Raw genomic sequence first — 12,548 nt, forward strand, 5'->3', positions numbered from 1 at the left:
AGCCGGCCGGGAGCGCGACGCTGGCCCATCCGCGGTGCCCAGGGACCGATCGGCGGTCCGGACGGCGCCATGGTGGCCGGAGGATGCTGTCCTTGTCCGATCGGGAAGCGGCCGGCGGGTTTTCCGGCTGGGGCCTGTTCTGGACGATGCTCGGCTGCGCCGTCGTGATCCTGCCCGGCGGGTTGGGTGTCGCCGCCCTGGTCGCCAGCCTCTTCGGCCATGGGGAAACCCACGGCCTCAACGTCTACAGCATGGTCTTCTGGGTGATCGGCGTGCCGTCGCTGGTCGTCGGCGCGACGTTGTTGCGGGTCGGTACGCGCATGATCCGCAACGCCCGGCCCGGCCGGCCGTCAACGGAACCGGCCGATGATCTCTGACGCGGCCGGTGCCGGGGCTGGTTGGCCCGGCACCGGCCCGACAGTCATCAGTTCTTCGAGCGGTCGACCAGGCGGCGCTCGGCGATCCACGGCATCATGGCGCGCAGCTTCTCGCCGACCTTCTCGATCTCGTGCTCGGCGTTGCGGCGGCGGGTCGCCTTGAAGGAGGGCTGGCCGGCCTTGCACTCCAGCATCCAATCACGGGTGAAGCGGCCGGACTGGATGTCGTCCAGCACCCGCTTCATCTCGGCCTTGGTCTCGGCGGTGATGATGCGCGGGCCGGTCTTGTAGTCGCCGTACTCCGCGGTGTTGGAGATCGAGTAGCGCATGTTGGCCATGCCGCCCTCGTACATCAGGTCGACGATCAGCTTCACCTCGTGCAGGCACTCGAAATAGGCCATCTCCGGGGCGTAGCCGGCCTCGACCAGCGTCTCGTAGCCGGTCTTGATCAGCTCGGTCAGACCGCCGCACAGCACGGCCTGCTCACCGAACAGGTCGGTCTCGCACTCTTCCTTGAAGGTGGTCTCGATGATGCCGGCGCGACCGCCGCCGATGGCAGAGGCGTAGGACAGCGCGATGTCCAGCGCGTTGCCCGACGCGTTCTGGTGCACCGCCACCAGGCAGGGCACGCCGCCGCCGCGCTGGTACTCGCCGCGCACGGTGTGGCCGGGGCCCTTCGGCGCGATCATGAACACGTCGAGGTCGGCGCGCGGCTCGATCAGGTTGAAATGCACGTTCAGGCCGTGCGCGAAGACCATCGACGCACCCTGCTTCAGGTTGGCGGCGAGATGGTCGCGGTACAGGTCGGCCTGCAGCTCGTCCGGGGTGAGGATCATCACCACGTCGCCCCAGGCGGCCGCCTCGGCCGGGGCCATGACCGTGAAGCCGGCGCCTTCGGCCTTCTTGGCGCTGCCCGAACCGGGGCGGAGCGCGACGACCACCTCCTTCACACCGCTGTCGCGGAGGTTGTTGGCGTGGGCGTGGCCCTGGCTGCCGTAGCCGACGATGACGACCTTCTTGCCCTTGATCAGGTTCACATCGGCGTCACGATCATAATAAACGCGCATGGTGGATCCTCAGCTTCTTGCGTTTGCGTACCGGATGGCTGCGGCGGGATTACTCCACCGCAAAAACTGCTCCGTCAAGCGGAAGGCGGATGCGATCCCGGCGGGGGCGTTCTGAACGGACGGCAGGGCTGCCCGGTCAGCGCGCTCCGGCCGGCACATCCGACCCGAACACCAGGACATAGCCGTCGGGGTCGCGGACCACGAACTCGTCCATCCCGTCCTCGGTGCGATCGATGTCGCCGACCTCGACCCCGCGGTCCTTCAGGTCGGCCCATTCCCCCTGGGCGTTGGTGCAGTAGACGTACAGCACCACGTCGCCCCAGGTGTGGCGGGCCAGCCGCGCGGCCTTGTCGCCCAGGTCGTTGCGCTGGAGCACGACGGTCACGCCGTCGCGCTGGAGCATGGCCCGGAAGGTCTCGCCATACTCCCCACGGCTGGACGCGACGGTGAAGCCCAGCCCGTCGCGGTAGAAGGCGAGGCTGGCGTCCACGTCCTCCACCGCGAGATGCGGCGCGATCTGGGTCAGTCTGGCCACGGGCGTGCCCCCCACGATCCGCGGCGGGTCAGAACCCGCCGGGTCCCTTCGACATGGCGACGACGCCGGTGCGGCTCGCCTCGACCAGCCCGAGCTGGGCCATCAGCCCGACGAAGTCGTCGACCTCGGCCGGGGTGCCGGTCAGCTCGAAGATGAAGGAGGTCAGCGTGGCGTCCACCACCTTGGCCTTGAAGATGTCGGCCAGCCGCAGCGCCTCGATGCGCTGCTCGCCCCGCCCGGCCACCTTGACGAGCGCCAGCTCGCGCTCGACGCTCGGCCCCTCGTCGGTCAGGTCCTTCACCCGGTGCACGGGCACGAGCCGGTCGAGCTGCGCCTTGATCTGCTCGACCACCATGCGGGTGCCCGAGGTGACCAGCGTGATCCGCGACAGGTGGTCGGCGTTGTTCACCTCCGCCACCGTCAGGCTCTCGATGTTGTAGCCGCGGCCCGAGAACAACCCGATGACGCGGGCGAGAACACCCGGCTCGTTGTCCACCAGCACGGCGATGGTGTGTTTTTCGATGGTGTCGTTGTTGACCACGGTACCGTACTCCGAATTCGCCTTACACCAGCACCATCCCGTCCTCGGGCGTGGCTTCCGAGACGTTGTCCTCCGGCCCCAGCAGGATGTGGTTGTGGGCCTTGCCGCCGGGGATCATGGGGAAGCAGTTCTCCTTGGGGTCCACGGCGATGTCGACCACCACCGGGCGGTCGTTGATCGACAGCATCTCGGCGATCACGTCGTCGACCTCGCCAACCTTGGTGGCGCGCAGGCCGGCGCAGTGCCAGGATTCCGCCAGCTTCACGAAGTCGGGCAGCGCCTCCGAGTAGCTCTGCGAGTAGCGGGAGCCGTGCAACAGCTCCTGCCACTGGCGGACCATGCCCATGTACTGGTTGTTCAGGATGAACACCTTCACCGGGGCGCGGAACTGCACGGCGGTGCCCAGCTCCTGGATGTTCATGAGGATGGAGGCCTCGCCCGCCACATCGACGCAGATGGCCTCGGGGTGGGCGATCTGGGCGCCGATGGCGGCCGGCAGGCCGTAGCCCATGGTGCCGAGCCCGCCCGACGTCAGCCAGCGGTTGGGCGCCTCGAAGGGCAGGAACTGGGCGGCCCACATCTGGTGCTGGCCGACCTCGGTGGCGATGTAGAAGTCTTTGCCGCGCAGCGATTCGCGCAGCCGTTCCAGCGCGTATTGCGGCTTGATCACGCTTTCGGTGCGGCTGTAGTTCAGGCAGTTGCGCGCCTGCCATTTGCGGATCTGGTTCCACCAGTCGGCCAGCGCCCCCTGGTCCGCCCGCTTCTGCCGGGCCTTCCAGATGCGGATCATGTCCTCCAGCGCGTGGGCGCAGTCGCCGACGATCGGCACGTCCACGGCGACGTTCTTGTTGATCGAGCTGGGGTCGATGTCGATGTGGATCTTCTTGGAGCCGGGCGCGAACTCCGACAGCTTGCCGGTCACCCGGTCGTCGAAGCGGGCGCCGATGTTGATCATCACGTCGCAGTGGTACATGGCGAGGTTCGCCTCGTACGTCCCGTGCATGCCCAGCATGCCCAGCCAGTGCGGCTCCGACGCCGGGTAGGCGCCCAGCCCCATCAGGGTGCTGGTGATCGGGAAGCCGGTCATCTTGACGAACTGGGTCAGCAGCTTCGCCGCGATGGGGCCGGAGTTCACCACGCCGCCGCCGGTGTAGAAGATCGGGCGCTTGGCCTGCGCGATCAGCTCCACCGCCTCCTCGATGCGGGCGATGTCGGGCTTCACCTGCGGGCGGTAGGTCTTGTGCTTCACCTCCACCGGCGGCACGTAGGTGCCGTCGGCGAACTGCACATCCTTGGGCAGGTCCACCACCACCGGGCCGGGTCGACCGCTGCGGGCGACGTAGAACGCCTCGTGCAGGGTGCGGGCGAGGTTGTTGACGTCCTTGACCAGGTAGTTGTGCTTGGTGCAGGGCCGCGTGATGCCGGTGGTGTCGGCCTCCTGGAAGGCGTCGTTGCCGATCAGGTGGGTCGGCACCTGGCCGCACAGGCAGACGATCGGGATGCTGTCGCACAGCGCGTCGAGCAGGCCGGTCACCGCGTTGGTGGCGCCGGGGCCGGAGGTCACCAGCACCACCCCCACCTTGCCGGTGGAGCGCGCGTAGCCTTCGGCCGCGTGCACGGCGGCCTGTTCGTGGCGTACGAGGATGTGGCGGAGGTCGTTCTGCTGGAACAGGGCGTCGTAGATGGGAAGTACGGCGCCGCCGGGATAGCCGAAGATGATGTCCACGCCCTGATCCTTCAGGGCCTTGATGACGATCTGCGCGCCGGTCAGCTTCTGTTCGGGCATCGGTGTCGACCTTCTCACGACAAAGGGCCGCCGGCTGGGGCGGCCCGGTTCTCCTCGCATCCGGCCTCGTCATACCGGGCCGGGAGCCGCACCCTAGTCAAAGCCGGCGCGGGGGTCAATCGCCTTTGCGAATGTTCGCAACGTTTTCCCGCGCTTATCTTGCGTAAAATTTCTCACAGCCGGAACTGTTGAATCATGATGACGGTCGGTTCGAAGGTCTGACCAATTGATCATTGCGCACAGACATCACGGAGAATTCGGCGAAACGTCGCCTTCGGTGCCTTCGCGGACGCAAAAAAATACGCATCCCTGAACCGCCAGTTTGGTTGCGGTGCAGAGATGCGGCTGCAGTCGGCCAGCTTCGTTGTTTCCTCCCCACCTTCAGGCCGCGAAGGCGCCCGGCAGGTTATGATCGTGTTTTGTCGAGCGCTGGATTTTTGTTGTCGTTGTGTGGGGTAGTTTCGACCCGAAACCAGTTTTTGTCAACCCCAAGATGATCGCCCATAGGCGCTCTTCCAGCGCCGAAATCAACGGTTTGAACCCTAAACCAGCGGGCATGGGCCGGTCTGCGTCAGTCTGTCACACGATACGGACGGACCGCAGGGAACCGTGGTGGCCGCCGCCCGGTTGACCCGTCATCCCCGGGCGAAGCCTCACCCCCGGGTCCAGCAGGAGATCGACGCGTATGGCCGCCACCCCGCAACGCCGTGACGGCGACGCCCCCCATCTGTCGGGCCATCCCACGGGCCCTGCGACGGGCGAGCGCGTGCGCGACGCCATCGATGCCGGACTGACCGGCGACAAGATTCCCTACGCCGATCCCGCCGCGGCCCCGCTTGGCACCGACGCGGAGGCGGCGGGCAACCCTCCCCAGCCGGGCGAGGCGCCGCCGCAACCGGCGGCGGCCATTCCGGAGGGGCATGCAAAGGGCCATGAGCTGCCGGCGCGCACGACGCTCGGGATCGGAGTCGCCGCGGCACTGGTCGCGGCGGCGGTGGCCCTCGTGGTCGCGGTGGTGCTGCTCTGACGCGCGACGGCCGGACCGTTGCCCGGTCCGGCCGTCCTTCCGCCGCGCCCTGATCCGTTGCGCCCCGGTCAGCGCGCCCCAGTTCCTGTGTCCGGGGCTGCGCTCAGAAATAGCGCTCCGCGATCCGCACGACATCGTCCGGCATGATGGCGGTTGTCACCGGAGCGCGCCGGATCTGCTTCTCCGGATCGGCGCCGCGGGTCACCAGCACGTAATCCTCGCGCGCGCGGTAGGTGAAGCCGCCGGCCATGGCGACCGCCGACAGCGCCGTCATGCCGTTGACATAGGGGTACTGGCCGGGGTTGCGGACCTCGCCCAGGATGTAGAAGGGACGGTGGTTCAGCACTTCGACGCTGACGCGGGCGTCGCGCACGTAGCCTTGGGCCAGCCGCTTGGCGATGTCCCCTTCGAGGTCGCGGGTGGTGCGGTTGCGCGCAGGCACCTCGCCGATCAGCGGCATGGCGACGGTGCCGGAGCCGTCGACACGGAACTCGCCGGAGAGCTGCTCCTCGCCGAAGACGATGATGCGCAGCGCGTCGCCGGCGCCCAGGCGGTATTCGCCGAGCTCGGCGGCGCCGGGTGGCTCCATCGGAGCGTCCTGGCTGGCGCAGGCGGTGATGCCGGTGGCGACCGCGGTGAGGCCGATGGCCTTGAACAGATGACGTCGATTCATCCCAAATCCTTCCCTGGCTCCTGGGCCCTGGCTCGTGGGGCGAACGGGACGGCGGGCACACAGCTTTTCGCGCTCCCGCCGGTGGAGTGCGGGATCAACCTAGCAAGTCTCGCTGCGCCGGGAAAAAGTGGAGTCGAAGTACTCCCACCGACCGGTGCGGTCATCGGGCTTTGGTCGGATGGAAAGGGGGGAAGGAAAACCCACGACAAAAGGCGCCCGCCGATCCGGCGAGCGCCTGTACCATTCCGAATGTCTGTGCGTCAACCGGTCTTCAGAGCTGCAGGCCGAGGCGCAGGAAGATCAGATTGCTGTCATATTCTTGCGCGTTGGAGTCGGACTGCCGATTTTCATAGGTGTAGCCGCCTGTCAGATAGACGTTGCGGTTGATCAGATAGGTGGCACCGATGCCGACGGTGTAGACCTCGTCCGTGCGGTCGATGCCTTCATAGGCGTCCTGGTAGTACTGGGCGCGCCCGTTCAGCAGCAGCGTGCGCAGCAGCTCGTGATCGACACCGACGGCGAACAGGCTGCGCGCGTAGCTGGACGCCACGCCGCCGGCACTCGCCGTCGTGGTCTCGCGGATCTCGCGGCGCAGCTGGCCGGTGACGGTGGTGAGTTGGGTGACCGCCCAGTTCAGCCGGCCTCCGAAGCCGAGCCCGCCGAAATCCTTCAGACGCGAATCCTCGTAGCTGCGCGTCAGATAGCCGGCGAAGATCTCGCCGCTCAGCACGCCGGTCAGGTCGGTCGCCAGACCGCCGACGAGCTCGTAGCCGTTCGAGTCGCGGTTGATGCCGGCGTAGTTCGGGCTGACCTGATAGACGATGCGCGACAGGTTGCCCTGGATGAAGCCCTCGTAACCGGGCATCACCTCGTAGCCGACGCGCAGCCCGGTGGTCATCTCCCAGCGGTCGCGGTCGTTCTGCCGGCTGGTGCTGCCGTCGAGTCGGCGCACGCTGTCATAGGCGAAATACTCCGCCCCGGCCGACAGCCGCGTGCGGATGCGGTTGAAGGTGTGGTTGTAGCCGAGCACGCCGCCCGAGCGCGTGTAGATCTGCGGCTCCGCCAGCCCGGCCTCGGTGTCGGGATCGCCGCGGCCCTCATGCTCCTGGGCGTGGAAGAACCGGGCATCGACGTTGATGTCGCGCAGCACATCGACCCGGCCGTCGAGCTGGACCAGATAATCCGAGTAGTTCTCGCTCTTGAACTCCTTGTAGCGGCCGAGCGTTCCGCGGGCCGTGAAGTTCAGGGCGTGGCGGCTGAAGTCGGACCGGACGCGCAGCTCCGGGCTGATCACCCAGAGGAAGTCGTCCTCCTTGTTGTCCTTGGTGGCGAAGACGTTGCTGTCGTAGGTGATCCCGGCTTCGAGCAGCGGCAGGATCAGGAAGGACCCTGCGCGGACGCCGAGCGCCTCGACCTCCGGCCGCGGGCGCGTCAGCACCGTCTCGCCGCGCTCCAGATCCTGCGCGGCGGCGGGCAGGGCCGCCATCGTGGTGGTCGCGAACAGGAGGGCGAGGGTGGTCAGGACGCTGGTCTTCATCGGGTCACCGCGTGGATCTGTGCAGGCTGGCACCTTGCCGGTGCCGTGACCGCCCGGAGCTGGCAATCGATGCCAAGACAACTCATGGCGTGTTCGCTATGCAACAGTGAACAGGCGGTCAGCCGGCTTTTACCGGGGCGTGTGATACAGGCGCAACAAGCGCTGGTACCTATGAAATTCAGACGCGATCAACCCGGATTAGTCCGAATTCCATAGTCCGACCGGCGTGGTCCAGGGATGGGGTGGGGGGAACCGGCGCACCGTCCCGGCCGTTTTGCATGGATAAGGAAACGGGAACCGAGGAGCCACGCCATGTCCAGTCCGCCCGACCGGCGTATCGAACCGGCGCCGCCGAAATCGCCGCTTCGCCCGAGCGACGATTCCATGCCGCCCTACACGCCAGGCGGTGTGCCGCCCCCCACGGGGCCACAGCCGAAATCGGAGACGGAGGGGTCTGTACCGCCTTCCACCTATCCACCCAAACGAGCGCCGTGAGCACGGGTGAGGACGCTCGCACAACGCGCGCGCGGCGAAGACCAGGCGCATTTTCGCTAACTGTGGCTGTATGCCGCATAGCACAATAACGTCCGCCCCTCGCGAGGTGCTGGCCCCGCGTACCAACGCGTACTAAACTCTTCGATACCACCTTCGGACGATGACCTTTGCAAGTGCGGTCTGTCCGGGTGTGGGCGTCAGCACAACGGGCCGGCCTTCCGCCGCCCCGACCGGAGAGACGGGGACCGACGATGACGGCGTTCAAGCTCAAGGAACTCGAAAGCGACAGCCAGCCGGGATATGTCCTGGCCGAGCAGGTGAACCACCGGCTCAGGCGGGCGCACCAGCGTGCGTCGGCCATCTTCCTGGACACCATCGGTGATGCCCAACTCACCCCCACCCAGTGGGCGGCGCTGGTGACGCTCGCCAGCGACGGTCCCCTGTCGCAGAACCAGCTGGGGCGCCTCACCTATATGGATCCGGCGACCACCCAGGGCGTCATCCTCCGACTCGTGGAGCGCAATCTGGTCGAGCGGCACCCCGACCCGCAGGACCGGCGTCGCACCAGCGTGCAGCTCACCCGCTCCGGTCAGACCCTGGTGTCGGCGCTCGCCTCGAACGCCGCGGCGGCGCATGCCCGCACGCTCGAGCCGCTCTCCGTCGAGGAGCGGGAAACCTTCCTGCGGCTGCTGTCGCGCCTCATGTGAGACCCGGTGGGGCGGTCAGGCGAGGACGTCGAGCAGCCGCTTGGTGTTGTCGTCGGCCGCCTGGAGCACCTTGGCGTTCGCCGCGAAATTCAGTTCGGCGCTGGTGATGTCCAGGATCACGGCCGGCTCCAGCCGGCCGGCGGCGATCGTCTCCGCCGCCGCGGCCATCTGGGCCTGGGCCTCCTGCATGCCGTTCACCGCCGCGCTCTGCGGCGAAGGGGCGGATGTGATGGCGCCGATGTCCATGTCGGGTCTCCAGGCCGGTGAATGGCCTGGAGCCGAGGCTAGGACCAAGGTCGCGCCGGGTCAAGCGGTCGGGGCCGGACGTCGCACCGTCGGCCGGATGCCTGACCCGGCAGGGCACCTCTCCTACGCGATCGGCAGGACGAGCTGGAAGGCTTTGATGACCATCCGCTTGCGGTGGTAGAAGCGGTGCGCCTCGACACGCTGGGTGCCGGAGATGATCTCCATCTGCTTGCAGCCGCGTTCCTTCGCCTCGGCCGCCAGCCAGTCGAACAGCTTGTCGCCCAACCCGTGCGAGCGCATGCGCGCCGACGTCACGAGATCCTCCACATACATGTAGCGGCCGCGCGACAGCGTCTCGTGCACGCGGAACCCGCCGCATCCCGCCGGCTCGCCGTTCACGCGGATGACGGCCAGCGTGTAGCCGTCGTCCATCTGCCGGCGCACCTGCGAGCGGTAGGCCGCGGGGTCGGTGATGTGCGTGCGAAGCTCCGTCATTACCGCGAAGCTTTCGTCGATGGCGTCGTCGTCGTGGGCGATCGTGATGTCGATGGTGGCGGTTTCGCTCATGGTGGAGGTCTCCTCGGGCAATTGTTTTTTTGAAGGACCGGCAGCGGTTGGGGCGGCGCTGTCATCGCGCGGCGGGCGGCCGGTGGTGTATGGTATGCCAAATACCAATAGTCAGCAAGTGAGATGCCGGCCTGGACCGCGATTTGGCACGAGACGGCGTTGCCAATTATTGCCAAGATCGGCAAATCTCCGACGGTTGACGGAGGGGCCGGGGGCCGACCATGCACATCAGCCTGCCCGAGGGACTGCCCGCGTTCGTCGAACAGGAAGTGGCGAAAGGCGGATACGCCTCCCAGAGCGAGGTCGTGCGGGATGCGCTCCGGCTGCTTCACCGGGAAAGGGCGGCGGAACACGAACGGCCGGAGTTGCTCCGGCGCTCCGTCCTCGTCGGTGTCGAGGATTGGGTCGGTGTCGAGGATTGGAAGGCCGGCCGTCTCGATGAACGGCACATAGCGGACATCCTCGACGGCATCGAGGATTGAACCAGCCCGCCCACCGTGTCACCGAGGCGGCCAAGCAGGATTTTCGCCTTGTGCTCCGGGACACCAGGGAACGTTCCGGGGAGCGGCAACGGGAGATCTACAAAACGCTGATCGCTTCGGCGGTCGACATGGTGGCGGCCGTCCCGTGTCTCGGCGGATCGTGGGATCGCGGCGGCATTCTTCCCGGGCTGCGGGCCTTCCATCTCGAGCACGCCGCCGGCCGGCGCGGAACGGCGGCGCACACCCTGTATTATGCCGTGGACCCATCACCGGTGGGCGCCGGGCTCGTTGTGATCCTCCGCCTTCTCCATGAAGGGATGGAACCGAGACTTCACATCGCCCGGACCGGTTGGGACCGACCGCTCTGAGGGGCTGTCCGCGACCGCCGCTCACCCCGGCCGCAGCGCCCCCCAACTCCCCGCACCCGCGGCCGACAGCACCGTCGCCGGCCGGCCGCGCGGGTCGGCGAAGCGTTCCAGCCAGTCCAGCAGGTCACCGTGGCTGGCGACATGCTCGGCCAGACCCATCGTGTGCTCGCGTGACAGCCGTTCCGCCTCGTCGGCGTCGCGGCGTTCCAGGGCCGAAATGATGGCGCGGTGGTCGTGCATGGAGCGTTCCACCCGGTTGTCCTGGCCGATGGTCAGCTTGCGGATGGCGCGGATGTGGATGAACAGGTTCTCGGTCATCTCCTGCAGGATGCGGGCGTCGCTCAGCCGGATGATGGCCTTGTGGAAGGCGATGTTGGCGTCGGAATACTCGCGCATGTGCTCCGACGGGTCGCAATGGTCGAAGGCGGAAAACAGGTCCCACAGCCCGCGGATGTCGGCGTCGGTGGCGCGCTGGGTGGCAAGGCGCGCCGCCATGCTTTCCAGCGCCGCCCAGGCGACGATCATCTCGACGATCTCCGCCTTGGTCTTGCGGACCAGGAAGATGCCGCGCCGTGGTTCCAGCCGCACGAAACCCTCCTGCTCCAGCAGGGTCAGCGCCTCGCGGATCGGGGTGCGGCTGACGCCGAGCTGCTCGCTGAGCTGGCGCTCGTCCAGCCGCACCTCGCTGGGGTGGTCGTAGATGTCCATGGCGATGATCGCCTGCTTCAGCGTGCGGTAGACCTGGGCGCGGTAGGTCGCGCCGACGGTCACCGGCCGGACGTTGATGGCGGGAAGCGTCATGGGCGTTCACATCCTGTGATGCCCGGGGCCGGGCGGTGGCGGTGCGGCCCCCGGGCGGGGGATCATTCCACGAAACGGTTGCGGTGCAGGTGTTCCTCGATCCGGGTGACGCCGGGCACGCCCTCCGCGGCGACGTGCAGGGCGCGGCGCTGCTCGTCGCTATCCACCACGCCCCACAGATGGACGACCCCGTCCTTGACGACGACGTTGACCTGGTTCAGGTCGATCCAGGATTCTCCCTCCAGCCGCTTCATCAGCGCGTCGCGGATCGCGTCCTCGCCGCCCGATGCCGGCGCGGGGGCGTCGCGGCGCACCGCGACCAGCCCGTGCAGCAGGTTGGCGCGGCTGACGATGCCGATCGCCCGGCCGTTCTCCAGCACCGGGACGCGCTTGATGCGCTCGCGCTCCATCAGCACGGCGATGTCGGCGAGGTCGGTGTCGGGTGACACCGACACGACGGGGCGGCTCATCACGTCCGCGGCGCGCGTGCCGTGGGTCTTCACGAACTCGTTCGCCTGGCTTCCGCCGCTGACCAGAAGCGACAGCCAGCGCGGACGCCGGCGCTCCGTGCCGGATTCCCGCCGGTGCAGAAGGTCGCCCTCGCTTACGATGCCGACCACGCGGCCCGCGGCGTCCGTCACCGGAACGCCGCTGATGCGGCGGGTCAGCAGCAGCTCGGCGATCTCGGCGACCGTGGCGTCCATCGACACCGTGATCACGGGGGAGGTCATGACGTGCTTGGCCTGCATGGGACGTCTCCTCTCCTAATGTTGTCGTCCAGGGCGTTGTCGGCCGCTCGCTTACGGACGCCCTGGGGCCGCCCCGATCTTGGTGGTGGGGCGGCGCTGTGAATTCCGTATACCGAACCCGGCATGCGACATGCTGTGTCTTGCCATGGGCCAGCAGCGCTGACATATTGTGTGCGCCGCACAATGGCGGTGTGTCATTCGCTCATCGCACAGGAGTTGGATCGTTCATGGACCTCGGCCTTTCCCTCGTGGTTCTCGTCGTGGCCGTCGCCGGCCTCGCCACGGTGATCACCGAAATCCTCACCCGCGATCCGCGTCTGCTGCTGGAGATCGTCACCGACAGCCGCGCCATGGCGCGCGCCGCCCGTGTTCCCTCCGACCGCGTTCCCTCCGCCGACACCGGCCGCTCGCCATCCCGGCGGATGCGGGAGCGGATGGTCTGAGGAACAGGTTGTCGCGCCCGCCCCCCACCCAGCCCTCCCCCACCGGGGGCGGGGGAGGGCCATCTCTCCTCCCCCCGTCGAAGATGGGGGGAGGTCGGGAGGGGGGCCGGAGCCGCCGACCGTCCCCTTATTACTTCGCCGGCACCA

Annotated in this window: 16 protein-coding genes; 6 read left to right on the top strand and 10 right to left on the bottom strand. The window is 67.7% G+C overall.

Features of this window, described 5'->3' with window-relative positions; all coding sequences use genetic code 11:
• Positions 1–92 precede the first annotated feature (92 nt).
• Positions 93–377 carry a hypothetical protein gene (locus HL658_RS35045; protein ID WP_180283206.1) on the top strand — a complete coding sequence of 95 codons (285 nt, stop codon included), beginning with the start codon at positions 93–95 and terminating at the stop codon, positions 375–377.
• Between the two features lie 47 nt (positions 378–424).
• On the opposite strand, the gene ilvC is transcribed toward HL658_RS35045, so the two are convergent.
• From ilvC to HL658_RS35065, 4 genes are all read right to left on the bottom strand, one after another.
• Positions 425–1,444, bottom strand: a complete 1,020-nt coding sequence (ilvC, locus tag HL658_RS35050; protein ID WP_180283205.1) for a ketol-acid reductoisomerase — start codon at positions 1,442–1,444, stop codon at positions 425–427.
• A gap of 136 nt (positions 1,445–1,580) precedes the next feature.
• A complete protein-coding gene (locus HL658_RS35055; RefSeq protein WP_180283204.1) occupies positions 1,581–1,979 on the bottom strand; it encodes a VOC family protein in 399 nt (132 codons plus the stop codon).
• A gap of 28 nt (positions 1,980–2,007) precedes the next feature.
• Positions 2,008–2,520, bottom strand: coding sequence for an acetolactate synthase small subunit (gene ilvN / locus HL658_RS35060; protein WP_180283203.1), 513 nt, complete (start codon positions 2,518–2,520; stop codon positions 2,008–2,010).
• Positions 2,521–2,542: 22 nt separating this feature from the next.
• Entirely contained in the window at positions 2,543–4,306 is a 1,764-nt protein-coding gene (locus HL658_RS35065) for an acetolactate synthase 3 large subunit (RefSeq protein WP_180283202.1), read from the bottom strand.
• Positions 4,307–5,072: 766 nt separating this feature from the next.
• Between HL658_RS35065 and HL658_RS35070 the strand changes: the two genes are divergently transcribed.
• Complete coding sequence (locus HL658_RS35070) at positions 5,073–5,333, top strand: hypothetical protein (RefSeq protein ID WP_180282929.1); 261 nt, start codon at positions 5,073–5,075, stop codon at positions 5,331–5,333.
• A 103-nt stretch (positions 5,334–5,436) separates the two neighbouring features.
• Here HL658_RS35070 and HL658_RS35075 read toward each other — a convergent pair whose 3' ends face one another.
• Both HL658_RS35075 and HL658_RS35080 read right to left on the bottom strand, forming a co-directional pair.
• Complete coding sequence (locus HL658_RS35075) at positions 5,437–6,006, bottom strand: polysaccharide biosynthesis/export family protein (protein WP_180283201.1); 570 nt, start codon at positions 6,004–6,006, stop codon at positions 5,437–5,439.
• Positions 6,007–6,277: 271 nt separating this feature from the next.
• Positions 6,278–7,543 carry an outer membrane beta-barrel protein gene (locus HL658_RS35080; RefSeq protein ID WP_180283200.1) on the bottom strand — a complete coding sequence of 422 codons (1,266 nt, stop codon included), beginning with the start codon at positions 7,541–7,543 and terminating at the stop codon, positions 6,278–6,280.
• Between the two features lie 746 nt (positions 7,544–8,289).
• Between HL658_RS35080 and HL658_RS35085 the strand changes: the two genes are divergently transcribed.
• Positions 8,290–8,745: a MarR family winged helix-turn-helix transcriptional regulator gene (locus tag HL658_RS35085; RefSeq protein WP_180283199.1), complete on the top strand. Its 456-nt coding sequence runs from the start codon at positions 8,290–8,292 to the stop codon at positions 8,743–8,745.
• Between the two features lie 15 nt (positions 8,746–8,760).
• On the opposite strand, the gene HL658_RS35090 is transcribed toward HL658_RS35085, so the two are convergent.
• Both HL658_RS35090 and HL658_RS35095 read right to left on the bottom strand, forming a co-directional pair.
• A complete protein-coding gene (locus HL658_RS35090) occupies positions 8,761–8,991 on the bottom strand; it encodes a hypothetical protein (protein ID WP_180283198.1) in 231 nt (76 codons plus the stop codon).
• A 123-nt stretch (positions 8,992–9,114) separates the two neighbouring features.
• The gene (locus HL658_RS35095; RefSeq protein ID WP_180283197.1) at positions 9,115–9,558 is read right to left on the bottom strand and encodes a GNAT family N-acetyltransferase; all 444 of its coding nucleotides are present in this window, start codon (positions 9,556–9,558) and stop codon (positions 9,115–9,117) included.
• 221 nt (positions 9,559–9,779) lie between these two features.
• Here HL658_RS35095 and HL658_RS35100 point away from each other — a divergent pair, with 221 nt between their 5' ends.
• A complete protein-coding gene (locus HL658_RS35100) occupies positions 9,780–10,040 on the top strand; it encodes a type II toxin-antitoxin system ParD family antitoxin (RefSeq protein ID WP_180283196.1) in 261 nt (86 codons plus the stop codon).
• Positions 10,037–10,408 carry a type II toxin-antitoxin system RelE/ParE family toxin gene (locus HL658_RS35105; protein WP_180283195.1) on the top strand — a complete coding sequence of 124 codons (372 nt, stop codon included), beginning with the start codon at positions 10,037–10,039 and terminating at the stop codon, positions 10,406–10,408. The genes HL658_RS35100 and HL658_RS35105 overlap by 4 nt, the downstream gene beginning before the upstream one ends.
• A 21-nt stretch (positions 10,409–10,429) precedes the next feature.
• On the opposite strand, the gene HL658_RS35110 is transcribed toward HL658_RS35105, so the two are convergent.
• Together HL658_RS35110 and HL658_RS35115 are read right to left on the bottom strand one after the other, a co-directional pair.
• Positions 10,430–11,209, bottom strand: a complete 780-nt coding sequence (locus tag HL658_RS35110) for a GntR family transcriptional regulator (RefSeq protein WP_180283194.1) — start codon at positions 11,207–11,209, stop codon at positions 10,430–10,432.
• A gap of 62 nt (positions 11,210–11,271) precedes the next feature.
• On the bottom strand, positions 11,272–11,958 hold the full coding sequence (locus HL658_RS35115; protein ID WP_180283193.1) for a CBS domain-containing protein: 687 nt from the start codon (positions 11,956–11,958) through the stop codon (positions 11,272–11,274).
• Positions 11,959–12,185: 227 nt separating this feature from the next.
• On the opposite strand from HL658_RS35115, the gene HL658_RS35120 reads away from it, so the two are divergent.
• The gene (locus HL658_RS35120) at positions 12,186–12,401 is read left to right on the top strand and encodes a hypothetical protein (RefSeq protein WP_180283192.1); all 216 of its coding nucleotides are present in this window, start codon (positions 12,186–12,188) and stop codon (positions 12,399–12,401) included.
• Positions 12,402–12,548 lie beyond the last annotated feature (147 nt).

It is taken from the genome of Azospirillum oleiclasticum (assembly GCF_013423485.1).
GTDB lineage: Bacteria > Pseudomonadota > Alphaproteobacteria > Azospirillales > Azospirillaceae > Azospirillum > Azospirillum oleiclasticum.

Excerpts from the sequence above, each read along its gene's own strand:
- ilvC (WP_180283205.1), bottom strand. The coding sequence starts at position 1,444 with ATGCGCGTTTATTATGATCGTGACGCCGATGTGAACCTGATCAAGGGC.
- HL658_RS35065 (WP_180283202.1), bottom strand. The coding sequence starts at position 4,306 with ATGCCCGAACAGAAGCTGACCGGCGCGCAGATCGTCATCAAGGCCCTG.
- HL658_RS35075 (WP_180283201.1), bottom strand. The coding sequence starts at position 6,006 with ATGAATCGACGTCATCTGTTCAAGGCCATCGGCCTCACCGCGGTCGCC.
- HL658_RS35080 (WP_180283200.1), bottom strand. The coding sequence starts at position 7,543 with ATGAAGACCAGCGTCCTGACCACCCTCGCCCTCCTGTTCGCGACCACC.
- HL658_RS35085 (WP_180283199.1), top strand. The coding sequence starts at position 8,290 with ATGACGGCGTTCAAGCTCAAGGAACTCGAAAGCGACAGCCAGCCGGGA.
- HL658_RS35090 (WP_180283198.1), bottom strand. The coding sequence starts at position 8,991 with ATGGACATCGGCGCCATCACATCCGCCCCTTCGCCGCAGAGCGCGGCG.
- HL658_RS35095 (WP_180283197.1), bottom strand. The coding sequence starts at position 9,558 with ATGAGCGAAACCGCCACCATCGACATCACGATCGCCCACGACGACGAC.
- HL658_RS35100 (WP_180283196.1), top strand. The coding sequence starts at position 9,780 with ATGCACATCAGCCTGCCCGAGGGACTGCCCGCGTTCGTCGAACAGGAA.
- HL658_RS35110 (WP_180283194.1), bottom strand. The coding sequence starts at position 11,209 with ATGACGCTTCCCGCCATCAACGTCCGGCCGGTGACCGTCGGCGCGACC.
- HL658_RS35115 (WP_180283193.1), bottom strand. The coding sequence starts at position 11,958 with ATGCAGGCCAAGCACGTCATGACCTCCCCCGTGATCACGGTGTCGATG.
- HL658_RS35120 (WP_180283192.1), top strand. The coding sequence starts at position 12,186 with ATGGACCTCGGCCTTTCCCTCGTGGTTCTCGTCGTGGCCGTCGCCGGC.